The following is a 22,899-nucleotide window of genomic DNA, read 5'->3' on the forward strand; positions in this document are numbered from 1 at the left end:
GGCGACGGCGCGCGGGGCTAGGTTGTCGGTCCCCGCGCCCCTTCGGGCGAGGTCTGGCGCGGCGAGAGATAGACCTTGCGGCCGTCCGGGTCGGTCCGCATGTCCAGCAGGGCGGCGATCATCGCCAGGGACTCGGCGGGGCGGTCCAGCTTGAACCGGCCACTGACCTTCAGCTCGCCCAGCGCCGTGTCGTGCAACGCCACGCTCTGGAGCGTGTAGCGGTTGAGGCGGGCGATCACGTATTTCAGCGGCAGGGCGTCGGCGTCCAGCCAATCCGAGCGCCAGGCCTGGTAGCTGTCGGGGCCCAGGCGACCCTGGACCGGCGCGCGGTCGGCGGCCAGCATCAGCCACTCGCCCTTGCCGACGCGGCGTTCGGCGCCATCGCGATTGACCCGCACCACGCCGTCGAACACGCGCACCTGGACGGCGTCGCTGACCAGTTCGACCTCGAAGGTGGTGCCGACGGCGGTCACCTGGGTGTCGCCGGCCTGGACCCGGAAGGGTCGTTTGGCGTCCTCAGCGACGTCGAACACCGCGTCGCCCTTGTTCAGCGCCACGTCGCGGGCGGCGCGGCTGTAGCGCACCGAGACGCCGGTGTCGGCGGCCAGGGTGATCACGGACTTGTCGCTCATCCGATGCTCGGCGCGCGCGCCCACCGGGGTGGCCAGGTCGATCGGCCTTTCGCTCAGGTACGGACGCATCAGCACCACGACCGACAGCCCCGCGACCATGGCGACGCCGGCGGCGATCAAGCCCATGCGCAGGTGTCGCCTCTTGGCGGGCGCGGCGCGGACGCGCTCGGCGGCGTCCAGCAGGGCGGTGTCGCGCTGGGTGTCACGCATCAGGGCGAAGGCGGCCGCGCGGCTGGGCGCGCCGGCCAGCCAGGCTTCCAGCTCGGCGCGCTCGGTTTGCGTCAGGTCGGGCAGGCGATCGGCCCAGTCGGCGGCGACCTCGAGATCCTCCTCGGACGGCAGGCGCCAGTTGTCGTTAGCGCGCATCCTGGCGGCTCCCTTCTCGCGCGGCGTTGACCGCCGCGTCCTGCATCGCGCCGGCCAGTTCGGTCATGGCCCGCACGAGGTGTTTCTTGACGGCCTCCACATTGATCCGAAGATCGTCGGCGATGGCTTGTCTGGACTGGCCGTCGATGTGACGGCGGATGAAGATGTCGCGGCGCAGCGGCGAGAGACGCTTCAGCGCCTTCTCGAACACCGCGGCCCGTTGTTTGTGCTCCAGCACCGCGTCGGGCAGCGGCAGGTCGCAGCCGAAGTCCTCGTCGCCGATCGGCTCCTCGCGCCGGTCGCGGCGGGCCTGGGCGTAGATCAGCGAATCCGCCACCCGGTAGGCATAGGCTAGCGGCTGGGTGATCTCCTGCTTTCGCGCCTGGCGCAACACCATCAGGAGGGTCTCCTGCAGGATGTCCTCTGCGCGCGCCGGGTCCTTGGACCGCCGCACGATATAGGCCGCGAGCTTGCGCTCGTGAGGCCGCAGCGCCGCGAGGACGTCCTTCATGGCGCTTCCAGTCGGCATGGTCGTGCACGCGTCCATGGAGGGGAGAGGCGCGAGCCGGGCGAACGGGGACAGAAAATGTTTCGGAATCGGAATTCGCCCGTCAAAACTCATAGGTCACACCCAGGGTGAAGGTGCGGCCGCTGACCGTGCGGGCGGTCAGGCGTTTCTCGGTGATATCGGTGTATTGGGTGATCGGCGCATCCGTGAGATTGACGCCTTCCAGCACGATCCGCAGGCCGCCGGCCGTATTGTAGTGGGCGGCGAAGTCGATATTGTTCGACGCCTTGTAGCCCGAGCCGATCGAGCCTGGACTGCCCGCGCCGTCCAGATAGCCCGAGCGATAGGCCGACGAGACCCGCGCGCCCCACCGCGCGGTCTCGTAGTAAAGCGTCGCGTTCGAGGTCCATTTCGACAGCTGGAACAGGTCCAGGGCTATCGAGCGGTCCTCGATCAGCACGTTCGAGCGGCCGGCGGCGTGGGTGACATTGCCGACGAAGCCCAGCTGATCGAACGGGGCGGGCAGGAAGGTGAAGTCGCGCTGCCAAGCCAGCTCGATCCCCTTGATCGCTGCTCCGTCGCCGTTCACCGGCCGCACGAAGGTGTAGACCGTGTCTGGGCCGTTGCCGGGCGCCAGCAACGTCAGCGGATAGCCGGTCGAGCCGTAACGCACCGCGCTGGTCGCCGTGGTGATGAACGAGTCCATCCGCTTGTAGAACAGGCTGACGGCGAAATAGCCGCCGCGGCTCTGGTAGACTTCCAGCGCGCCCTCGACCGCGTCGGCCAGGAACGGGCGCAGGTTCGGATTGCCGGCCGAGATGGTCCCGCCGAACGGGGCCGAGTTGACGTTGCCGGCGGCCCGCAGGTCCGAGAGGCTCGGCCGGCTGATGTTACGATTGGCCGAGACGCGGGCGACGACACGTGATGAGAGGTCGACCGCCAGGTTCATGGCGGGCAACAGGCCATCGTAGCGGCTGTGGATCGAGGCTGGCTCGAGCTTGGTCCCGGTGTTGACCATGCCGGCCGAGGTCAGGTCGGTGGCGTAGTAGCGGAAGCCGAAATCGGCGCGCCAGGTCCTGTCGCCCACCACACCATTGGCCCGCGCCATCAGATAGGCGGCCCAGGTCTTCTCGCTGAGGGAATAGTGCGAGCCGGGCATGTCGTCGGCTTCGGTCAGGTCGCGGTTCAGGCCCAGGCGCGCGAAGGTCGCGTCGATATCGCCGACGACGTAGGGCCGCAGCGATTTCTCGAAGACCAGCGCCTTGACCGCCTGGGGCGCGGACGCGCCGGTCGGATAGTCGGCGCGGCCGCGGCGGGTGTAACCGTCGTTGCGGAACGCCTTGTACTGGGCGCCGCCCTCGATCGTCAGGGCCGGCGCGGCTTGGTAGTCGAAGTCGAGGCGTCCGGTGGTGAACTGGTTGACGACCTGATCCTCGCGGGTGTCCGCCCGCATCAGGCTCCATGAGTGCGGATCGGTTGGGTCGAAGCCGTAGGTGCTGTGGGCGGCCGCATCGTCGCCGCGCAGGTCGTAGGCGAAGGCCTTGTCGCTGGCCTGAAGGAAGATCTTGTCGAAGATCGGTCCCTCAAAATCCGACTTCGAGTAGCCGACCGCGCCGCGCAGGCGCAGGCGGTCGCTGACCTGGATCTCGCCATTGATGGCGCCCTGCAGGAAGACGGTCGTGTCCTCCGAGCGCTTATGCTCGCTGCGCAGATCGACGCCGCTGGAATAGTCGGCGTAGACGAGGCTGTCGCCCCGGATCTCGGCGGCGCGCAGGCGCTGGGTTCCCTTGACATCGCCGGTCAGCGGATTGTCGCCGGCCGCCGCCAGCGAGAATTCGTCGCGATCGTTGGAGAGCCGGCCGTAAAGCAGATCCGCGCCCAGCCTCATCCGATCGCCGGGTTGATATTGCAGGGATAGGGTGACCCCCAGCCGCTCGCGATGGTCGAACCAGGTCGAATAGCTCTCGGCCATGGGCGCGACGACTCGGTCGGGACCGGTGGCCAGCAGGCGATCGGCCACGTCGCGCGCCACGTCCGGCCCGATATTGGCCGCGCCGAACGTCACCGGCGACCAGCCCCAGTTGCGATAGCCGTACTCGTTGGCGTCGTTCTGGCTATAGGCCAACGAGATCAGCGCCCCGACGTCGCCCCAACGCCGCGAGGCCAGGGCCGCGATCCGCGGGCTGACCACGCCGGTGGCGCTGTTGTTCAACGCCTTGGCCGAGAAGGCCAGCTTGTCGTCTGGATAGTCGAAGGGCTTGGCCGTGCGTAGCTCGACCGTGCCGCCTATGCCGCCTTCATCCTGGTCGACCGCGTAGGACTTCCAGACCGTGACCCTGTTGAAGAGCTCGCTGGCGAAGATCGAATAGTCGAAGGCCCGGGTGCGGCTGACCGAGCCGCGATTGTCCATGCCCGAGGCCGTCGAGGCCGAGACCTCCATGCCGTTCAGCTGGGCGCGGGTGAAGTCCGGACCCAGGCCGCGCAGCGCGATCTGGCGGCCCTCGCCGGTGTCGCGCGAGATGGTCATGCCGGGTACGCGCTGCAGGGACTCGGCGAGATTGAGGTCGGGGAAGGCGGCGATGTCCTCGGCCAGGATCACCTCCTGAGCGCCGGCGGCCCGTCGTTTCAGGTCGCGGGCGTGCAGCAGGGTTTCGCGAAAGCCGGTGACGACGACCTGGTCGACCTCGGTCGGCGCCTCAGGCGAGGACAGGTAGCGCGGCGCGACGGGAGGAGGCGGGGAAAGCGGGGCGGTCGCTTCGCGCAGGACATAGCCGCCCCCGGCCGCCACGGCGCGCAGATTCTGACCGTCGATCAGGCGGTTCAGCGCCTGCTCGGGCGTCAGCAGGCCACGCACGCCACGGCTGGTGCGGCGGCGGATGTCGGCCAGGGTCATGACCGGCACGTCGGCCTGATGAGAAAAGGCGTTGAGGGCTTGAGAGAGATCGCCGCCACGGATCTCGAAGCGCTTCGGCGCTTCGGCCCACACAGGCGCTACGGCGACCAGGGCCAGTATCGAGCCGGCCATGACCGGACCTGATCGTGACAGCCAGGCGCGCCGTCCCGCCATAAGGGTCCTCACAACGGCGGCCGGCAAAGCTTCAGGCGCCCACGCGAACCCCTACAAAGGACGCATGTCACTAATTTGAAGGTTCTGTGGGCGGATCTGTCCGAGCGCCCCGGCGTGGCCCAACAGCAACGTCTGGCTGGCCATGCGAAAAAAGAGGGCCGCCATCCGGAAGAGGACGGCGGCCCAGTTCAAGGGGTCTCTTCGAGGGGTCAGAACTCGTAGGTCGCGCCGATCAGGATGGTGCGACCGCTGCTGACGTTCACCGTCGTCCGCTTGGCGGCGATGTCGGTGAACTGGATGCTGTGTTCGTTGGAGAGGTTGATGCCTTCCAGCGTCAGCTTCAGCTTCGGCAGCACGTTGTAGTGGGCGGCGAAGTCGATATTGTTGGTCGCCTTGTAGCCGTCGCCGATGTTGCCGTTGCCGCCGGCGCCGGTCAGGTACTTGTCCCGATAGGCGGTCGACAGGCGCATCCCCCAGGTGTCGGTCTCGTAGTAGATCGTGGCGTTGGCCGAGTACTTCGACAGCTGGAACAGCGGCAGGGTCACCGACTGGCCGCTGATGATCACTGGCGAGGAGCCGTCGGCATAGGTGCCGTTGGCCACGACGCCCAGGTGGTTGAACGGGGCGGGCAGGAAGTCGAAATCACGCTGGAACGAGGCTTCCAGGCCCTGGATGTCGGCGCCGGGGCCGTTCACCGGGCGGCTGACATTGTACAGGATCGAGCCATCCTGGCCCGGCAGCAGGAACGACAGCGGGAAGCCCGTTTGCGAATAGGGCATGATGCTGGTCTGCGACGTGATGAACGACTTCAACTTCTTGTAGAAGACGCCGATCGTGAACGACCCGACCTTGCCGTCGTAGAACTCCAGCGAGCCTTCGATCGAGTCCGACGTGAACGGCGTCAGGTTCGGGTTGCCGGTGCTGATCGTGCCGCCGAACGGGGCGGTGGTCAGCGAGCCGGCCGCGGCCAGGTCGCCCAGGGCCGGGCGGCTGATGTCGCGGTTGGCGCTGAAGCGGGCGACCATCCCTTCGTTGACGTCGACGGCCACGTTCAGGGCCGGCAGCCAGCCATTGTACTTGTGCTTGATCGACACCGGCTGAAGGCTGGTCCCGGTGTTCAGCGTGCCGTCCGAGCTCAGGTCGGTCGAATAGTAGCGCACGCCGGCGTTGGCCCGCACGCCCTTACCCAGGATCTCGGTGTTCAGGTCGTACTGCAGATAGGCCGCCTTGGTCTCCTCGGTCACCGTGAAGGCCGTGCCTGGGGTGGCGAACTTCGCGCCCTGGGCTTCCAGGTTCCGCGTCTGGCCGATCTGGGCGTAGACCGGATCGACGTCACCGACGATGTAGGCGCCCAGCGACTTGAACGGCAGGACCAGCTTGAGATTGTCCGGGATTTTGGTGTTGGCCGGGACGTTCCTGAACTGCTTGTCGCCCCACTGAGCGCCGTAGTTCTTGAACTTCTTGTACGAGACGCCGCCCTTCAGGGAGGAGATCTCGTTGGCCGCGAAGGCGACGTCGAACTTGGCGTTGGTGTATTCCGAGGAGATCTTGTTCTCCTGAGTGTCCATGCGCATCAGGTCCCACTTGGCCGGGTCGGTCAGGCCGGCGCCGTAGGTGTTGACCGGCATGCTCGGACGGTCGTCGAAGCTGAAGGCGTAGTTCTTGGATTCCAGGAACACCTTGTCGAAGACCGGCAGGGCGTAGTCCGACTTCGAGTAGCCGATCAGGCCCGACAGCAGCAGTTTGTCGGTGGCCTGGTACGAGCCGCTCAGACCCAGCTGGTAGAACTTGGTCTTGTCTTCCTCGCGGTTGAACTCGCTGCGGATGTCGACGCCAGTGTAGCTGGAAGCGATCAGGGTGTCGCCTTGGATCACCGCCGTCTGCATCACCTGCGTGCCGGTGATGTTGCCGGTCAGGCTGTTGACGCCCGAAGTGGCCAGCGAGAAGTTCTGGCGGCTGTTTTCCAGCTGGCTGTACAGGCCGTCGAAGGCCAGCTTCAGCTTGTCGCCCGGTTCGTACTGCAGGGCCACCGTCGCGCCCAGGCGCTTGCGGTGGTCGAACCAGGTCGAATAGGTGTTGGCTTGCGGGGCGAAGACGGTCGCGGTGGCGGCCGTCAGGCGCGCGGCGTCGGCGGCGCTGACCCCCGAGCCGATGTTGCCCGGATTTGCGCGGATCCGACCCCAATTGTAGCTGCGATAGCCGAACTCGTTGGAGTCGGTTTCGCCATAAGCGATCGAGGCCAGGGCGCCGAAATCACCCCAGCGGTTCGAGATCAGGCCGACCACGCGCGGCGTGATCTTGTCGTCGGCGTTGCTGTTGCGCTGACCCTTGGCCGACAGCACGGCCTTGAAGCCCGGATAGTCGAACGGCTTGGCGGTCGCCAGCTGCACGGTGCCGCCGATGCCGCCTTCGTCCTGCTCGGAGGCGTAGGACTTCTGCACCGTCACGCGGTTGAACAGTTCCGAGGCGAACAGGCTGAAATCGAAGGCGCGCGAGCGGCTGACGCCGCCGCGGTTGTCCATGCCCGAGGCGGTGTTGCCCAGCACTTCCATGCCGTTCAGCTGGGTGCGCGTGAAGTCTGGCCCCAGGCCTCGCAAGGTGATCTGACGGCCTTCGCCGCTGTCGCGCGAGATGGTGACGCCCGGCACCCGCTGCAGCGATTCCGCCAGGTTCAGGTCGGGGAAGGCGGCGATGTCTTCGGAAACGATCACGTCGACGGTGCCGACGGCCTTACGCTTGAGGTCGCGGGCGTGCAGCAGGCTGTCGCGGAAGCCGGTGACGACGATGGCGTCGACTTCCGAGACGTCGCCAGGCGCGTCGGCGGGAGCGGGAGCGGGAGCGGGAGCGGGCGCGGTCGCCGGCGCTTCAGCGGCGCGCGCCTGGGCGGCGACACTCAGCATGGCGACGGTCAGCGCCGTCGTGGTCAGAAGGTTGAACTTGGTGACTTTGAGCATGGCCCCGATCCCTTGCGGTTTCCGCTTGAGCGATGACGGGACGGAGAGGCTTCTCCGCCGGCCGTCTGGCGGGGAGAGGCGGCCGGGGCCTCGACGGGGACAGTTTTCGGAGCCGGAATTTTGTGAAGTGTTTGCGACGGTTGGGCCGATTCATCCTTGTCCTGACGGCTTTGCGCGGCGCGCGGACGATGCGCGTCGCGATGGCGCGCCGGCCCGCTTTTGGCTAAGACGCCCGCCATGCTGCGTATTTCGGAACTGAAGCTGCCGCTCGGCCATCCACCGGAGGCGATGAAGCCCGCCATCGTCGAACGGCTGGGGATCGAGGCCGACGACCTGGTGAGCTTCGAAGTCGCCCGCCGCGCTCACGACGCGCGCCGCAAGTCGGCGATCCTGATGGTCTATTCGGTCGACGTGGCGCTGCGCGACGAGGCCGCCGTGCTGGCGCGCTTTGCGGGCGACCACCACGTCCGCATCACGCCCGACACCGAATACCGCTTCGTGGCCAAGGCGCCGGAGGGCTTCGACGGTCCGCGCCCGGTGGTGATCGGCGCCGGCCCCTGCGGCCTGTTCGCCGGCCTGATCCTGGCCCAGATGGGCCTGAAGCCGATTATCGTCGATCGCGGCAAGGTGGTGCGCGAGCGGACCAAGGACACCTGGGGCCTGTGGCGGCGCGGCGAGCTGAACCCGGAGTCCAACGTCCAGTTCGGCGAGGGCGGGGCGGGGACCTTCTCGGATGGCAAGCTCTACAGCCAGATCAAGGACCCGCGCTTCCTGGGCCGCAAGGTGCTGGAGGAATTCGTCAAGGCGGGCGCGCCGGAAGAGATCCTGACCGAGGCCCATCCGCACATCGGTACTTTCCGCCTGGTGCACATGGTCGAGCAGATGCGTGCGCTGATCGAGAGCCTGGGCGGTGAGTATCGCTGGCAGCACAAGGTCGAGGACTTCGACATCGCGGTCGGCGCCGACGGCGCGCGCCGGCTGAAGGGGCTGCATATCGCCGGGGGGGAATACCTTCAGGCCAGCCACGTGGTCATGGCCCTGGGCCACAGCGCGCGTGACACCTTCGAAGTCCTGTACGATCGTGGCGTCCATATCGAGGCCAAGCCGTTCTCGATCGGCGTGCGCATCGAGCATCCGCAGTCGTGGATGGACAAGGCGCGCTTCGGCGCCTGCGCGGGTCACCCCGACCTGGGCGCGGCCGACTACAGCCTGTCGCACCACTGCAAGAACGGCCGCACCGTCTACAGCTTCTGCATGTGCCCGGGCGGCACGGTCGTGGCGGCGACTTCGGAGCCCGGCCGCGTGGTGACCAACGGCATGAGCCAGTATTCGCGCAACGAACGGAACGCCAATTCCGGCTTCGTGGTCGGCATCGACCCCGAACGCGACTATCCGGGCCATCCGCTGGCCGGGATCGAGTTCCAGCGCAAATGGGAGAGCCTGGCCTATGTGGCGGGCGGCTCCAGCTATCAGGCGCCAGGCCAGAAGGTCGGCGACTTCATGGCGGGCCGGCCGTCGACCGAGTTGGGCGAGGTCGTCCCGTCCTACAAGCCGGGCGTCACCCTGACGGACCTGTCGGCCTGCCTGCCGGACTTCGTGATCGAGGCCATGCGCGAGGCGCTGCCGGTCTTCGGCCGCCAGATCGCCGGTTACGACCACCCCGACGTGCTCCTGACGGGCGTCGAGACCCGGACGTCCTCGCCGATCCGGATCACCCGGGGCAAGGACTTCCAGAGCCTGAACACCGCCGGCCTGTTCCCAGCCGGTGAGGGCGCGGGCTATGCCGGCGGCATCCTCTCGGCGGCGGTGGATGGCATCAAGGTCGCCGAGGCCGTGGCGCAGGCTTACATGGCCGAGGGGCTGATCCCCGCGACGACCTGAAGCCATCGCGAGGATCGCATCGATTACTCGGCCGGTTCGCTGACCTGGGCCAGCGTCGGATAGTCGGTGTAGCCCCGGGCGCCGTTGTCGAAGCCGTAGAAGGTGGTGGGATCGGGCGCATTGAGCGGCGCGCCCTTCTTCAGGCGCTCCACCAGATCCGGGTTGGCGATATAGGCCTTGCCGAAGGCGATGGCGTCGGCCCTGCCGGCCGCGATGGCGGCGTTGGCGCTGGCCAGATCGAACTTCTCATTGGCGATGTAGACACCGCCGAAAGCCGCCTTCAGCGCCGGACCCAGGCTGTCGGACGCCTCGTGCTCGCGGGCCGAGATGAAGGCGATCTTGCGCTCACCCAGGGCCTTGGCGACATAGCCGAAGGTGGCCGGCAGGTTGCTGTCGCCCATCGAGTGGCTGTCGGCGCGCGGGGCCAGATGGACGCCCACGCGGTCGGCGCCGAACACCGAGATCGCCGCGTCGGTCGCTTCCAGCAGCAGGCGAGCACGGTTTTCGATCGAACCGCCATATTGGTCGGTGCGCTGGTTCGAACCGTCCTGCAGGAACTGGTCGAGCAGGTAGCCATTGGCGCCGTGCAGCTGCACGCCGTCGAAGCCGGCGTCCTTGGCGTTCTGGGCGGCTTGGCGGAAGGCTTCGACGACACCGCCGACTTCCTCGGTCGTCAGGGCGCGCGGAGTCGGGTAGGGGCGCTCGGGGCGCAGCAGGCTGACATGGCCCTTGGCGGCGATGGCGCTGGGGCCGACCGGCGGTTCGCCGTGCAGGTGTTCGGGGGCGGAGATGCGCCCGACGTGCCAGATTTGCATGAAGATGCGGCCGCCCTTGTCATGCACGGCCTTGGTCACCTGCTTCCAGGCTTCCGTTTGCTCCTTCGACCAGATGCCCGGGACGCCGGCATAGCCGACGCCTCGCGGGCTCACAGGCACGCCCTCGGTGATCAGCAGACCGGCGGAGGCGCGCTGGGCGTAGTACTCAGCCATCAGGGCGTTGGGGATGTTGGTCGGACCAGCGCGCAGGCGGGTCAGCGGCGCCATAACCACGCGGTTGGGCAATTCAAGCGCGCCGACGCGCAGCGGGTCGAACAGGGTAGGCATAGGAGACTTGTCCCTCGAGCGGGGCGCCGACCCTCCGTCGGCGTCTGCGAAGCTAGGTGGGGACCGAGTTTTCTATCGCAACCGCAACAGTCTCGATTTCGTCTGAAAGCCACGCGGTGAAAATCTAAAGCGGCTTCAGCTCCTGGAGCATGGTCGGAACCAGCTCCGATACCGTGGGGTGGATGTGCACCGCCCGCGAGATGACCGTGTAGGGCGCCTTAGCGTACATCAGGTCCAGCATGCCATGGACGACCTCGTCGCCGTTCAGGCCCAGGATCGCCGCGCCGAGGATTTGCTTGGTCTCGGCGTCGACCACCACTTTCATGAAGCCTTGGGTCTCACCCTTTTCGACCGCGCGGCCTACGCGGGTCATCGGACGCTGGCCGACCAGCAGCGGGCGGCCGCTGGCCTTGGCTTCCGCCTCGGTCATGCCCACACGGCCCAGGGGCGGGTCGATGAACAGGCCGTAGCAGGTGATGCGTTCGCTGACCTTGCGCGGATCGTCATCAAGCAGGTTCGCGGCGATGATCTCGAAATCGTTGTAGGCGGTGTGGGTGAAGGCGCCCTTGCCGTTGCAGTCGCCCATCGCCCAGATCCCCGGGACATTGGTCTTCAGTTGGTCGTCGACCACGACATAGCCGCGCTTGTCGGTCGCGATCCCGGCGGCCTCCAGTCCCAGGTCGTCGGTATTGGGCTTGCGGCCCACGGCCAGCAGCACGTGCGAGCCCGTCACCTGCGGCGCGCCGGTCTCGCAGGTGACGTGGACGCAGTAGCCTTCGGGGCAGGTACTGAAGCTGATGCACTCGGCGTTGAGGCGGACGGCGACACCTTCGGCCTCCAGGATTTCGCGGACCGTGTCAGAGATCTCCGGGTCCTCGCGGCCGATCAGGCGTGGGCCCATCTCGACCACCGTCACCTGGCTGCCGAACCGGCGGAACATCTGGGCGAACTCCAGCCCGATATAGCTGCCGCCGACGATGACCAGATGTTCTGGCAGCGTATCGAGCTGCATCATCCCGACATTGGTCAGGTAGTCGATGTCGCCGATCCCCGGCATGTCCGGCGCGTTGGCCCGGCCGCCGACATTCAGGAAAATCTTCGGCGCGGTCAGCACACGCTCGCCGACGCGGACGGTGTCGGCGCTCTCGAAGCGGGCGTGGCCTTGGACGACCGTGACGCCCTTCATGCCGCGCAGCCATTTTTCGACATTGCCGCGGGCGTTGCGGACCACGGTCTGCTGGCGGTCCTTGACCCGCTTCATGTCGACGCCGACCTCGCCCTGGAGGACAACGCCGTAGTCCGCCGCGCGGCGAGCGAGATGCGCGGCATAGGCGCTGGCGACCAGGGTCTTGGTCGGCATGCAGCCTGTATTGACGCAGGTGCCGCCGAAGTCCTTGCGCTCGACCATCGCCACGGTCCAGCCCGCTGCGCTGAGGCGACCGGCCAGGGAGGGGCCGGCCTGACCGGCCCCGATGATGATGGCGTCGAAGGTTTCGGCGGCGGCCATGGTCAGATCGCAGCCTTGGCCAGGAAGAAGATCGCGAAGGCGCCGACAACGGCGACGACGTCCTCGATGATCGCGGCCGGCTTGTCCTTGCCGAACCGGGCCGCCAGGCGGCTGCGGAAGTCGGCGCCGACGAACGTGCCGATCACCGCGCCGACCGCGCCGATGACCATGCCGCGCAGCCAGTGGGTGCCGGGCATCATTAGGGCCGCGCCCGCGAAGGCGCCGGTGAGCACGCGGGCGATGAACTGGTGCGGAACCTTGCGGCTCGGCGTCTTGGGATGCTGGTCGGCGATCAGCTCCAGAGCGGCCAGGGCGCTGAGGACCAGGACCGGGATCAGCCCGCCCAGCCAGGCCAGCGGATAGCCGGCCAGGGGCAACCAGCCCAGACGGGCGGCCCAGGCGGCGGCGGCGGGCGCGGTCATGGCGCGCAGGCCGGCGATCATGCCGATCAGCAACGCGAACACGTAGAGCAACATGAAAAGATTCCCCCTCACAACGAGACGCCGAGACTGGCTTGCCTTGCAACCTGACCGCAAGAGCGAAGGCGGCGATTGCACCTTCCAATCGCGTTTGGCGTCATCGCGACATCGATACTGACGGCAGGCTGTCAGCAGGAGGAGCCTAGAACCGTGTCCAACGAACGGACACGAGGAACGAAGATGCTCAAGATTCACACCGGCAGCTGCCACTGCGGCGCCGTCCGCTACGAAGCCGAGATCGACCTGCAGGCGGGAACCGGCCGTTGCAATTGCTCGATTTGCGCCAAGACCCGCAGCTGGGGCGCCTTGATGAAGCCGGAGGCCTTCCGCCTGCTCTCCGGCGAGGACAGCCTGGGGACCTACAGGTTCGGCACGATGAGCGGCGATCACTGCTTCTGCGTGACGTGCGGCGTGCGCGTGTTCGGGCGCGCCGATGTCGAGCAGCTGGGCGGCAAGGTGGTCTCGATCCAGGTCGCCACGCTGGACGACACGAGGCCCGAGGAACTGGCGGCCGCGCCGATCAACTACGGCAACGGCCGTGACAATCTCTGGTGGGAGCAGCCTAGCGAAGCTGAGATGCGCTACCTCTAGGCCGAGCCGAGCGCCTCGAACCCGCGGTCGAGGTCGATCTTCAGGTCCTCGATCGCTTCGAGGCCGATGTGCAGGCGCAGCAGCGGCCCCTCCAGACCGACCGGGACCGAGCGGCTCTTCAGCTGTGGATCGCAGTGGATGGCCAGGCTTTCGTAGCCGCCCCAGGAAAAGCCCAGGCCGAACAGCTTCAGCGCGTCGAGGAAGGCGTGGACGGCGCGCTGGCTGCACGGCTTGAGCACTACGCCGAATAGGCCGCAGGCGCCGGTGAAGTCGCGCTTCCACAGGGCGTGGCCCGGATCGCCGGGCAGGGCGGGATGCAGCACGCGCGCCACCTCGGGACGGTCTTGCAGCCAGCGGGCGATGACCAGGCCGTTCTCATGGTGACGCGGCAGGCGAGTGGTCAAGGTCCGCAGGCCCCGCAGCATGGTGTAGGCGTCGTCCGGCGAAACCGACCAGCCGATGTCCCACATGGCGTCGCCCAGCGCGTTGCCGATGTCGACATCCATGGTCGTGGCCGAGCCCATGAAGCAGTCCGAGTGGCCGCCGACATATTTGGTCAGGGCCTGGACGCTGATCGTCACACCGTGCGCCAGGGGTTTGAAGTAGAGGCCGGCAGCCCAGGTGTTGTCGATCAGGGTGATGATGCCCCGGTCGTTGGCGGCCTTGGCGATGGCTGGCGCGTCCTGCATCTCGAAAGTCAGGGAGCCCGGGGCTTCCAGCAGGATCATCCGGGTCCTGGGCGTCGTCAGCGCCATCAGCCCGTCGGCGTCCAGCGCTGGGTCGTAGTAGGTGGTGGCGACGCCGAAACGGGTCAGAACACGATCGCAGAAGCGGCGCGTGGGCTTGTAGGCGCTATCGACCACCAGGATCTCGTCGCCGGCCTTCAGCACCGCCAGCATGGCGCCGGTGATCGCCGCCAGGCCCGAGGGATAGAGGGTGACATCCGGCGACCCTTCGAGCTCGGCCAAGGCCTTCTGCAAGGCGGCCGGCGACGACAGGCCCGTGATGCCGTAGGTGATCTGGTCGTCGTCGTAGAGTGACGCGGCGTTGGGCAGCAGCACCGTCGAGGCGCGTTGGATCGGCGGATTGACCGTGCGCGCGAGGGCGGTCGGTTCGGAGCCCTTGCGGATCAGGCGGGTTTCTTCATCCATGGCGGGGACTCTCGGCGACGCGGCGGTACGGTTGTGGTTTAGAGCGTGGCAGCCAAAAGTGTGAGCGGTTTTGGCGTCTGCCACGCTCTAAGCGTAAGAGATAGAGCCTGCTCAGGCAGGCTCTAGCGCCGCGCGCGCACGGTTCAAGGAGTGATCGAGTGTCGGTGCGTTTTGGCGTAGTGGTCTTGTCGATGCTCGCGCTCGCCGGGTGCGATCGGCGCGAATCCGCGCCCGAGCCGCGTCCCGCTGAACAGGCGCCGCCGCTGGCCGTCAAACCCGCCGCGCCCAGCAAGACCCTGAAGGCCGTCAAGGCGCGGGGAGAGTTGCGTTGCGGCGTGAACCCCGGGCTGCCGGGCTTTGCCTTCCGCGACAATGGCGGACACTGGCGCGGCTTCAACGTCGATTTCTGCCGCGCCCTGGCCGCGGCCGTGCTGGGCAAGCCCGACAAGGTGACCTTCGTGCCGCTGGGCAACGAGGAGCGGATCACGGCTCTGCGAACCGGCAAGGTCGACGTCCTGTGGCGCAACACGTCCTGGACCTTCTCGCGCGACACCGGCGACCAGCTGGACATGGCGGCGATCTCCTATTTCGACGGCCAGGGATTCATGGTCCGCCGCGGCCTGAACCTGACCAGCGCCGTTGAGCTGAACACGGCCAAGATCTGCGTCCAGAGCGGCGCCACCTCGGCTCAGAACCTGGAGGACTTCTTCCGCGCGCGCGGCATCGCCTACACGGCCATGGCGTTCGACAGCGAGGAGCAGGCCCGAGCGGCCTATCAGGCCGACAGGTGCGACGCCGTCAGCGCCGACATTTCCGCGCTCGCGGCGGCGCGGTCGGTGCTGAATGATCCGGGCGCCCACGTGATCCTGCCCGACGCCATCTCCAAGGAACCGCTCGGCCCGCTGGTTCGCCAGGACGATCCGGCCTGGACCGACATCGTCCGATGGACCTTTTACGCCCTGGTTCTGGCCGAGGAGCACGGGGTGACCAAGGCCAACGCCAAGGACATGAAGACCGGCGCCGATCCAGAGGCGCGGCGGCTGCTGGGCGAGGGCGGGTTCGGCGCCATGCTGGGCCTGGACGCCGACTGGGCCTACCGCGCGATTATCGCGGGGGGAAGTTACGGCGAGATCTTCGACCGCGAGATCGGCGGCGGCTCGGCGCTGAAACTGGACCGCGGCCTGAACGCGCTGTGGAACGCGCCCAAGCCGGGCCTGCTGTACGCCCCGCCGCTGCGCTAAGCCGCCGGGCCGGTGACCACGGGCGTGTCCGCCAGGCCGCCCCATTCCGTCCACGAGCCGTCATAGACTGCCGAACGCGGCTTGCCGAGGCGGGCCAGGGCCAGGGCCACGACCGAGGCGGTGATGCCCGAGCCGCACGTCGAGGTGATGGGCTTATTGATATCGACGCCAGCGGCCTCGAAAACCGTCTTCAACTGGTCGGCCGGCAGCATAGTCCCATCGGCGGCCAGCAGGGCCGAGAGCGGGATGTTGCGGGCCCCGGGCATGTGGCCGCCGCGCAGACCGGCGCGGGGTTCGGGATCCTTGCCCTCGAAGCGGCCGGCGGCGCGGGCGTCGATGATCTGCTCGCGACCGGTCGCGACGATTTCCCGCATCTGCTCCAGCGAGCGGTAGATGTCGGCCTGGTAGCGCGGGGTGAAGTGCCGCTCCTGCGGCATGGCGGGGCCGTCCTCGACCGGGCGGCCCTCGGCGATCCACTTGGGTAGGCCGCCGTCCAGCACCACCACGTCCTCATGGCCCATGGCGCGGAAGTGCCACCAGGCGCGAGCGGCCGGCAGGATGCCGCTGCTGTCGTAGACGACGATCCGGGAACCATCGCCCAGGCCCAGTTTCCTCACCCGCGAGGCGAACTTCACCGCCGTCGGGATCATGTGCGGCAGGTCCGAGGTCTCGTCGGAGATGTCGTCGATGTCGAAGAACACCGCCCCCGGGATGTGGGCGGCCAGGAACTCCTTGCCTGGATCGCGCTGGGCGGCCGGCATGTGCCACGAGGCGTCGACCACGCGCACGTCCGGCGCGTCGAGGTGCTCGGCCAGCCAGGCGGTTGAGACCAGCGGATCGGACGGGATGGCCATGGAACGCCTCCTAGACTTCAGACTCGGCGGCGAGTTTACATCCAAGGCGGCGTCGGCAAGCCCTTTTCCTTCAGGAACTCGGGATTGAACAGCTTGGACTGATAGCGCGAGCCGTGGTCGCACAGGATGGTCACGATGGTGTGGCCAGGACCCAGTTCGCGCGCCAGCTTGATCGCGCCGGCGACGTTCACGCCCGACGAGCCGCCCAGGCACAGGCCCTCGTGCTGGACGAGATCGTACAGCACCTCCAGCATCTCCGCGTCAGTGACGCGGTAGGGGTGGTCGATGACCAGATCCTTCAGGTTGGCGGTGATGCGACCTTGGCCGATGCCCTCGCTGATCGAGGTTCCCTCCGATTTCAGCTCGCCGTCCTTGTACCAGGCGTACAGCGCCGCGCCGTAGGGGTCGGCCAGGCCGATCTTCACATCGGGCTTGCGCTCGCGCAGGGCCTGAGCGACGCCGGCCAGGGTGCCGCCCGAGCCGACCGCGCAGATGAAGCCATCAACTCCGCCGCCGGTCTGGTCGAAGATCTCCGGGCCGGTCGTGCGATAGTGGGCCTCGCGGTTGGCGACATTGTCGAACTGGTTGGCCCAGACGGCGCCAAGTTCCTCGGCCAACCGCCCGGAATAGCGGACATAGTTGTCGGGATTGGAGTAGGGGACGGCGTCCACCTCGACCAGCTCCGCGCCGAGCAGACGGATGGCGTCCTTCTTTTCCTGGCTTTGGGTGCGCGGGATGACGATCGTGGTCCTGTAGCCGAGGGCCGAGGCGACCATGGCCAGGCCGATGCCTGTATTGCCGGCCGTGCCCTCGACGATGCGGCCGCCGGGCTTCAGCAGGCCCTTGGCTTCCGCGTCACGAATGATGCCCAGGGCCGCGCGGTCCTTGACCGACTGACCGGGGTTCATGAACTCGGCCTTGCCCAGGATCTCGCAACCCGTGGCCTCGCTGGCGCCGTTCAGCCGGATCAGCGGGGTGTTTCCGATGGCGTCCAGGACGCTCGAAAGGGGGACGCTGGGCAGGGCGGTCATGGTCGGCCTTGGGAGGATCTTTCGGATCGCTGGTAGATCGTGCGGCGACCGCTCGGCGCAACCCCAGTTTTCCTGAGGGCGCATAAGCCCAGCCATCAAATCTCAAACTTGACCATGACTTGCGCTGATATCCACAGTCTGTGGATATCAGCGCCGACTCAGCCCCGGCTCAGGCCCAACTGGATGACATTGGTCCGCTCGGTGCGGAATCCGGCTTCGCAGTAGCTGAGGTAGAAGCGCCAGAGCCGCCGAAAGCGCTCGTCGAAGCCGTCCTTGCGGATGTCGCTCCAAGCGCCTTCGAAGCGCCGCGCCCATTCGGCCAGGGTGTCGGCATAGTTCTGGCCGAAGCGCTTGAGATCGCTCCACTCCAGGCCCGCGCGCTCGGTCTCTTCCTTAAGGCGCGCCTCGCTGGGCAGCATGCCGCCCGGGAAGATGTAGCGCTGGATGAAGTCGGTGCGTCCGCGATAGCTGGCGAACAGCTCATCGCGGATGGTGATGATCTGCAGGCCGGCGCGGCCGCCGGGCTTCAACACCTCACGGATCTTGCCGAAATACGACGGCCAGTATTCCTCGCCGACCGCCTCGAACATCTCGATCGAGGCCACAGCGTCGAATTGACCCCGGACGTCACGATAGTCGATCAACTGGATGTCGGCCTTTTCGGCCAGCCCCTGGTCGAACAGGCGTTTGCGGGCGAAGTCGTACTGGGCCTGGGAGATGGTGATGCCGGTGACCTTGGCCCCGACCTCCTTGGCCGCGAACTCGGCGAATCCGCCCCAGCCGCAGCCTATCTCCAGCACGTGCTTGTCGGGTGAGAGGTCGATGGTCCGGGCGAGGGCCGCGTACTTGGCGGTTTGCGCCTCGGGCAGGGACTGGTTGGGCCGCTCATAGAGGGCCGAGGAATAGGTCATACTGGGGTCCAGCCAGCGCGAATAGAACGCGTTGCCCAGGTCGTAGTGGGCGTGGATGTTCCGCCTCGAGCCGTCGCGGCTGTTGCGGTGAAACAGGTGATAGAGGGCGTTGACCATCCGCATCACCGCGTTGCCCTCCACCAGCGCCGACAGCCTGTCGAAGTTCAGCGAGAACGCCTCCAGCACCGTCGACAGGTCGGGTGTTTCCCATTCGCCGGCCATGAAGCCTTCGGCGAAGCCGATATCGCCGGACGAGAAGGCGCGGCGGATGAAGTTGTAGTCGTGGATCCGGATCATGGCGTCCGGACCGGGCAGGCGGCCTCGGACGGTCAGCGGTGCGCCGGTGGGCAGGATGAAGGTGACCGAACCGGTCTCCCAGTTCGTCGCCGCCACGCGAAGGGCGGTGCGAAAGGCGGCCGGGGCGGCCTTCAGGTCGGGGTGGTTCCAGAGCGTCGTATCCAAGGCGTGGCCTCGCATCCGGTTGCGCGTTCATTAACGCCGTTAACGACCGGCTCGTAAACCCGCTACAGACCGCGATAGGCCTCCATGGCCTTCTCGCGCGCCTGGGCGTGGTCGACAATTGGTCTCGAATAGAGACGTTTTGCCGCCGCTGGCAGATGCAAGGCTCGAGTCCATGGCTTGTGGATAACTTCGTCGGGAACGCCTTTCAGTTCCGGAACCCAGCGCCGGACATAGACCCCGTGCGGATCGAACTTCTCGCCCTGAGCGATCGGGTTGAAGATCCGGAAGTAGGGCGAGGCGTCGGCCCCGCTGCCGGCCACCCACTGCCAGTTGCCGACATTATTGGCCAGGTCGGCGTCCACCAGGGTGTCCCAGAACCAGGCCTCGCCCTCGCGCCAGTCGATCAGCAGGTGCTTGACCAGGAACGAGGCGACGATCATGCGCACGCGGTTGTGCATGAAGCCCGTGGCCCACAGCTCGCGCATGCCGGCGTCGACGATCGGATAGCCGGTTTCGCCCCTGGTCCAGGCCTCGAAGAAGCCGGGGTTCGATTTCCATGGGAAGGCGTCGAATTCAGGCCGGAACCCGCTGGTCGGCAGGTTCGGCCAGTGGAACAGGATCGAATGGTTGAACTCGCGCCAGCCAACCTCGGAGAGGAACTTGTCGATCTCTCCGACGGGAGCGCCGCGATGCTCGACGGCGTCGCGGGCGGCCAGCCAGACCTGGCGCGGGCCGATCTCGCCGAAGTGCAGGTGCGGCGACAGGCGCGAAGTCGCTTCGACGCTGGGCAGGTCGCGCTGCTCGCCATAGCCGTCGACCGGGCCGGAGAGAAAGTCGTCCAGCCGTTTCAACGCGCCGGCTTCCCCGGGAGACCACAGGTCGAAGCCCTTCGACCAGTCGGGCTTGGTCGGATGCAGATTCCAGTCGGAGAGACTTTCGCTGCATGGGAGATGTTCGGGTGATTTCAGGTGTTTGGGCCCAGGTTCTACGGTGACCTGGCTTAGAGGCTCGCGGGCGGCGCGCCAGTAGGGGGTGAACACCTTGTAGGGCTGTTTGGCGCCGTTGCTCACCGTCCAAGGCTCATTCAGCAAGCTGGCGTTGAAGCTCTGGCAATCGACGCCGGCGTCCTTCAGGCGGGTCTTGATCGCGGTGTCGCGGTTGATGCTGACCGGGTCGTAGAGCCGGTTCCATAGCACGCAGGTCGCGCCGGTATGGGCGATCACGTCGTCCAGAACTTCGGCCGCCACGCCCTTGCGAAGCACCAGTCCATTGCCAAGCTTCTCAAGGCTTTCGGCGAGGCTCTTCAGAGACTTGTCCAGCCACCACAGCGAGGCCGCGCCCCTGGTGCGGAGACCTGGAGTCTCGTCCAGGATATAGAGCGGTATCACCGGCCGGCCGCTGTCCGCGGCATGGCGCAGAGCCGGATTGTCGGCTAACCGCAGGTCGTTGCGGAACCAGACGATGACGGGGCCCTGATCCGTGTCTTTCCGCACTTGCCTCACCCCGCCCGAAAGGTCACCTCTTGGGCGCCTGAAATCCCTGTCCGCTGGAAGAGTTGCCTTGAGTCAGCCGAAAGCCGTAGTCCAGAAAGCAGCCCGATGAGCCGTCGTATCGTCCTGGTGACCGGCGGCGCGGGCTTCATCGGCTCCAACATCGTCGCGCGTCTGTGCGAGGATCCTGCGTTGGACGTGGTGGTCTGCGATCGCCTGCGCGATGCAGCCAGCGGCAAGTGGCGCAACATCGCCAAGCACCCGATCGCCGACTTCGTCGCGCCCGAGCAGTTGTTCGACTGGCTGGCCAGGCGCGGCGCGGAGGTCGAACTGATCGTCCACATGGGCGCCGTCTCGTCGACGACAGAGGCCGACGCCGACAAGATCGTGCAGTCCAACTTCGTGCTGTCGCGCGACCTTTGGGACTGGTGCGCGCAACACGGCAAGCGCCTTATCTACGCCTCGTCGGCGGCGACCTATGGCGATGGCTCGCTGGGCTTCGAGGGCAAGGATGATCTGGCCTCGCTGCAGGCCCTGCGACCGTTGAACGCCTATGGCTGGTCCAAGGCCCTGTTCGACATCTACGCCGTGCGCGAGGCCCATCGCGGTCATGCCCCGACCCAATGGGCGGGCCTGAAGTTCTTCAACGTCTATGGCCCGAACGAGGAGCACAAGGACGGCATGAAATCGGTCGTGGCCCAGATCTGGCCGCGCGTCGCCGCGGGCGAAGGGGTCCGGCTCTTCAAGTCGCACCACCCGGACTACGAAGACGGCGGGCAGTTGCGCGATTTCGTCTATGTCCGGGACGCGGTCGACGTGATCGCCTGGTTGGCCAGGAACCCGACCGTCAACGGCGTCTTCAACCTGGGCTCCGGCCACGCGCGCTCGTTCCGGGATCTCGCCGTGGCCACCTTCGAGGCGGTGAACCGCGCGCCGGACATCACCTATATCGACATGCCCGAGGTGCTGCGCGGCAAGTACCAGTACTACACCAAGGCCGATATGAGCCGCCTGCGGGCGGCGGGCTACGATGCGCCGATGACCTCTCTGGAGGATGGCGTAGCCGACTACGTGGCGGGCTACCTGAATACAGACGACCCGTATCGCTGACGTCAGGGCACGGTTGCCGGCCGTGGCGACGCGCGTAGGCTGAGCCCCGAGATCGAGGCGCGAACCTCGACATCAGGGAGTTCGTCATGGCTGGCATCGCCGCCTGGGGCGCCTATGCGCCGCGTCTGCGTCTGAGCCGCAAGGCGGTGACCGAGGCCAATGCCTGGGTCGCCCCGAACCTGAAGGCCAAGGGCAAGGGCGAACGCTCGATGGCCAACTGGGACGAGGACGCCCTGACCATGGCGGTCGAGGCGGCCCGCGACGCCCTGGGGCCAGGCGACGACCGTTCCCATATCGACAGCCTCTATTTCGCCTCGACGACCGCGCCCTTCGCTGACCGGCTGAACGCGGGAGTCGTCTCGGCGGCCCTGACCCTGGAGAAGTCGATCGCCGCCAGCGACGTCACCGGTTCGCAGCGCTGCGGCCTGACGGCGCTGGGCCAGGCGCTGGCGAGCGGTGGAACCTCTCTGGTCGCCGTCGGCGAGCGCCGCAGGGCCCGCGCCGTCTCGACCCAGGAACTGGACTTCGGCGACGGCGCGGCGGCGTTCGTGATCACCGACGGTCCCGGCGCAGCCGAGCTGCTGGGACGGGGGTCGGTCACCGACGACTTCGTCGACCACTTCCGCGGCGACGACGGCGGCTTCGACTATTACTGGGAGGAGCGCTGGATCCGCGACGAGGGCGTCGTCAAGCTGGTCCCCCCGGCGATCCGCAAGGCGCTTGAGGTTGCGGGTCTAAAGCCCTCGGACATCGATCATTTCTGCTTTCCGTCGACCTTTTCCGGCATGGCCGCGACCGTCGCCAAGGCCGTGGGGATCAAGCCCGAGGCTGTTCGCGACAATCTCGCCGCCGTGATGGGCGAGGCCGGCTGCGCGCACGGGCCGATCATGCTGGCTCACGCGCTGGAGGACGCCAAGGCCGGTGAGGTGATCCTGGTCGCCCAGTTCGGCCAGGGCGCCGAGGCGCTGGTGTTCCGCGCCACCGGAGCGGGGCAGCGTCCGGCCCGGGGCGTGACCGGCTCGCTGGCTGATCGAGAAGTCGAAACCAACTACCTGAAATTCCTCACCTTCAACGGCCTTGTCGAATGGGATAAGGGCATGCGGGCCGAGAAGGACAACAAGACGGCCCTGACCACCCTCTACCGCAACGAGGACATGATCCTGGGTCTGGTCGGCGGCCGCTGCCGCGAGACCGGAGTCGTGCAGTTCCCCCGCACCCGCATCTCGGTCGCGCCGAACAACCCGGCCGTCGACACCCAGGAGCCGTATCGCTTCGCCGAGCGGCGCGCGAGCGTTCTGAGCTATTCGGCGGATTACCTTACCTTTTCCATGGCTCCGCCGAACCACTACGGCATGATTGTCTTCGAGGGAGGCGGGCGGATCATGATGGACATCACCGACGTTTCGCCGGGCGATGTCGAGACGGGCCTGCCGGTGCGGATGGTGTTCCGCGTCAAGGAGGTCGACGAGAAGCGCGGCTTCGTCCGCTACTTCTGGAAAGCCGCGCCCGACCGCGCCGCCATCGCCGCCCAAACCTCTCAAGCCGCCGAATAAGGGAGACC

Annotated in this window: 17 protein-coding genes and 1 pseudogene; 5 read left to right on the plus strand and 13 right to left on the minus strand. The window is 67.1% G+C overall.

Going from position 1 to position 22,899, the window contains the following annotated elements; all coding sequences use genetic code 11:
* Positions 1-17: 17 nt before the first annotated feature.
* The 4 genes from EIK80_RS17585 to EIK80_RS17600 all read right to left on the minus strand — a co-directional run bounded on the left by EIK80_RS17585 (position 18) and on the right by EIK80_RS17600 (position 7,527).
* On the minus strand, positions 18-998 hold the full coding sequence (locus tag EIK80_RS17585; RefSeq protein ID WP_125158322.1) for a FecR domain-containing protein: 981 nt from the start codon (positions 996-998) through the stop codon (positions 18-20).
* Positions 988-1,509: an RNA polymerase sigma factor gene (locus EIK80_RS17590; protein ID WP_233586804.1), complete on the minus strand. Its 522-nt coding sequence runs from the start codon at positions 1,507-1,509 to the stop codon at positions 988-990. The genes EIK80_RS17585 and EIK80_RS17590 overlap by 11 nt, the downstream gene beginning before the upstream one ends.
* 100 nt (positions 1,510-1,609) lie before the next feature.
* Complete coding sequence (locus tag EIK80_RS17595; RefSeq protein ID WP_233586806.1) at positions 1,610-4,531, minus strand: TonB-dependent receptor; 2,922 nt, start codon at positions 4,529-4,531, stop codon at positions 1,610-1,612.
* A gap of 251 nt (positions 4,532-4,782) precedes the next feature.
* Positions 4,783-7,527, minus strand: a complete 2,745-nt coding sequence (locus tag EIK80_RS17600; RefSeq protein ID WP_125158325.1) for a TonB-dependent receptor — start codon at positions 7,525-7,527, stop codon at positions 4,783-4,785.
* 237 nt (positions 7,528-7,764) lie between these two features.
* Between EIK80_RS17600 and EIK80_RS17605 the strand changes: the two genes are divergently transcribed.
* Positions 7,765-9,408 carry an NAD(P)/FAD-dependent oxidoreductase gene (locus tag EIK80_RS17605; protein ID WP_125158326.1) on the plus strand — a complete coding sequence of 548 codons (1,644 nt, stop codon included), beginning with the start codon at positions 7,765-7,767 and terminating at the stop codon, positions 9,406-9,408.
* Between the two features lie 23 nt (positions 9,409-9,431).
* Here the strand turns inward: EIK80_RS17605 and EIK80_RS17610 are convergent, their stop codons facing one another.
* From EIK80_RS17610 to EIK80_RS17620, 3 genes are all read right to left on the minus strand, one after another.
* A complete protein-coding gene (locus EIK80_RS17610; RefSeq protein WP_125158327.1) occupies positions 9,432-10,511 on the minus strand; it encodes an alkene reductase in 1,080 nt (359 codons plus the stop codon).
* Positions 10,512-10,635: 124 nt separating this feature from the next.
* On the minus strand, positions 10,636-12,018 hold the full coding sequence (locus tag EIK80_RS17615) for an FAD-containing oxidoreductase (RefSeq protein WP_125158328.1): 1,383 nt from the start codon (positions 12,016-12,018) through the stop codon (positions 10,636-10,638).
* Between the two features lie 2 nt (positions 12,019-12,020).
* Positions 12,021-12,494, minus strand: coding sequence for a DUF4126 family protein (locus EIK80_RS17620; protein ID WP_125158329.1), 474 nt, complete (start codon positions 12,492-12,494; stop codon positions 12,021-12,023).
* A 183-nt stretch (positions 12,495-12,677) separates the two neighbouring features.
* Between EIK80_RS17620 and EIK80_RS17625 the strand changes: the two genes are divergently transcribed.
* Positions 12,678-13,088 carry a GFA family protein gene (locus tag EIK80_RS17625; RefSeq protein WP_125158330.1) on the plus strand — a complete coding sequence of 137 codons (411 nt, stop codon included), beginning with the start codon at positions 12,678-12,680 and terminating at the stop codon, positions 13,086-13,088.
* Here EIK80_RS17625 and metC read toward each other — a convergent pair.
* Positions 13,085-14,239, minus strand: a complete 1,155-nt coding sequence (gene metC, locus EIK80_RS17630) for a cystathionine beta-lyase (protein WP_125158331.1) — start codon at positions 14,237-14,239, stop codon at positions 13,085-13,087. The genes EIK80_RS17625 and metC overlap by 4 nt on opposite strands.
* Positions 14,240-14,280: 41 nt before the next feature.
* Positions 14,281-14,358: pseudogene (locus tag EIK80_RS26720) on the minus strand (hypothetical protein); the annotation flags it as partial.
* A 39-nt stretch (positions 14,359-14,397) separates the two neighbouring features.
* Here EIK80_RS26720 and EIK80_RS17635 point away from each other — a divergent pair.
* Positions 14,398-15,480 carry an amino acid ABC transporter substrate-binding protein gene (locus tag EIK80_RS17635; protein ID WP_233586808.1) on the plus strand — a complete coding sequence of 361 codons (1,083 nt, stop codon included), beginning with the start codon at positions 14,398-14,400 and terminating at the stop codon, positions 15,478-15,480.
* Here EIK80_RS17635 and sseA read toward each other — a convergent pair.
* From sseA to EIK80_RS17655, 4 genes are all read right to left on the minus strand, one after another.
* Positions 15,477-16,334 (minus strand): 3-mercaptopyruvate sulfurtransferase, encoded by an 858-nt coding sequence (sseA, locus tag EIK80_RS17640; RefSeq protein WP_125158332.1) that lies wholly within the window; start codon positions 16,332-16,334, stop codon positions 15,477-15,479. The two genes, EIK80_RS17635 and sseA, sit on opposite strands and share 4 nt — an antisense overlap.
* A gap of 35 nt (positions 16,335-16,369) precedes the next feature.
* Positions 16,370-17,365 carry a cysteine synthase A gene (locus EIK80_RS17645; RefSeq protein ID WP_125158333.1) on the minus strand — a complete coding sequence of 332 codons (996 nt, stop codon included), beginning with the start codon at positions 17,363-17,365 and terminating at the stop codon, positions 16,370-16,372.
* Positions 17,366-17,523: 158 nt separating this feature from the next.
* Positions 17,524-18,753: a cyclopropane-fatty-acyl-phospholipid synthase family protein gene (locus EIK80_RS17650; RefSeq protein ID WP_125158334.1), complete on the minus strand. Its 1,230-nt coding sequence runs from the start codon at positions 18,751-18,753 to the stop codon at positions 17,524-17,526.
* A gap of 47 nt (positions 18,754-18,800) precedes the next feature.
* On the minus strand, positions 18,801-20,240 hold the full coding sequence (locus EIK80_RS17655; protein ID WP_125158335.1) for a deoxyribodipyrimidine photo-lyase: 1,440 nt from the start codon (positions 20,238-20,240) through the stop codon (positions 18,801-18,803).
* A gap of 96 nt (positions 20,241-20,336) precedes the next feature.
* Between EIK80_RS17655 and rfaD the strand changes: the two genes are divergently transcribed.
* Both rfaD and EIK80_RS17665 read left to right on the plus strand, forming a co-directional pair.
* Positions 20,337-21,338 (plus strand): ADP-glyceromanno-heptose 6-epimerase, encoded by a 1,002-nt coding sequence (gene rfaD / locus EIK80_RS17660; RefSeq protein WP_125158336.1) that lies wholly within the window; start codon positions 20,337-20,339, stop codon positions 21,336-21,338.
* An 86-nt stretch (positions 21,339-21,424) separates the two neighbouring features.
* Positions 21,425-22,891, plus strand: a complete 1,467-nt coding sequence (locus EIK80_RS17665) for an OB-fold domain-containing protein (RefSeq protein ID WP_125158337.1) — start codon at positions 21,425-21,427, stop codon at positions 22,889-22,891.
* Positions 22,892-22,899 lie beyond the last annotated feature (8 nt).

Origin of the sequence: Caulobacter sp. 602-1, from assembly GCF_003931565.1 — a bacterium.
GTDB lineage: Bacteria > Pseudomonadota > Alphaproteobacteria > Caulobacterales > Caulobacteraceae > Caulobacter.

Excerpts from the sequence above, each read along its gene's own strand:
- EIK80_RS17585 (WP_125158322.1), bottom strand. The coding sequence starts at position 998 with ATGCGCGCTAACGACAACTGGCGCCTGCCGTCCGAGGAGGATCTCGAG.
- EIK80_RS17590 (WP_233586804.1), bottom strand. The coding sequence starts at position 1,509 with ATGAAGGACGTCCTCGCGGCGCTGCGGCCTCACGAGCGCAAGCTCGCG.
- EIK80_RS17595 (WP_233586806.1), bottom strand. The coding sequence starts at position 4,531 with ATGGCCGGCTCGATACTGGCCCTGGTCGCCGTAGCGCCTGTGTGGGCC.
- EIK80_RS17600 (WP_125158325.1), bottom strand. The coding sequence starts at position 7,527 with ATGCTCAAAGTCACCAAGTTCAACCTTCTGACCACGACGGCGCTGACC.
- EIK80_RS17605 (WP_125158326.1), top strand. The coding sequence starts at position 7,765 with ATGCTGCGTATTTCGGAACTGAAGCTGCCGCTCGGCCATCCACCGGAG.
- EIK80_RS17610 (WP_125158327.1), bottom strand. The coding sequence starts at position 10,511 with ATGCCTACCCTGTTCGACCCGCTGCGCGTCGGCGCGCTTGAATTGCCC.
- EIK80_RS17615 (WP_125158328.1), bottom strand. The coding sequence starts at position 12,018 with ATGGCCGCCGCCGAAACCTTCGACGCCATCATCATCGGGGCCGGTCAG.
- EIK80_RS17620 (WP_125158329.1), bottom strand. The coding sequence starts at position 12,494 with ATGTTGCTCTACGTGTTCGCGTTGCTGATCGGCATGATCGCCGGCCTG.
- EIK80_RS17625 (WP_125158330.1), top strand. The coding sequence starts at position 12,678 with ATGCTCAAGATTCACACCGGCAGCTGCCACTGCGGCGCCGTCCGCTAC.
- metC (WP_125158331.1), bottom strand. The coding sequence starts at position 14,239 with ATGGATGAAGAAACCCGCCTGATCCGCAAGGGCTCCGAACCGACCGCC.
- sseA (WP_125158332.1), bottom strand. The coding sequence starts at position 16,334 with ATGGCCATCCCGTCCGATCCGCTGGTCTCAACCGCCTGGCTGGCCGAG.
- EIK80_RS17645 (WP_125158333.1), bottom strand. The coding sequence starts at position 17,365 with ATGACCGCCCTGCCCAGCGTCCCCCTTTCGAGCGTCCTGGACGCCATC.
- EIK80_RS17650 (WP_125158334.1), bottom strand. The coding sequence starts at position 18,753 with ATGCGAGGCCACGCCTTGGATACGACGCTCTGGAACCACCCCGACCTG.
- rfaD (WP_125158336.1), top strand. The coding sequence starts at position 20,337 with ATGAGCCGTCGTATCGTCCTGGTGACCGGCGGCGCGGGCTTCATCGGC.
- EIK80_RS17665 (WP_125158337.1), top strand. The coding sequence starts at position 21,425 with ATGGCTGGCATCGCCGCCTGGGGCGCCTATGCGCCGCGTCTGCGTCTG.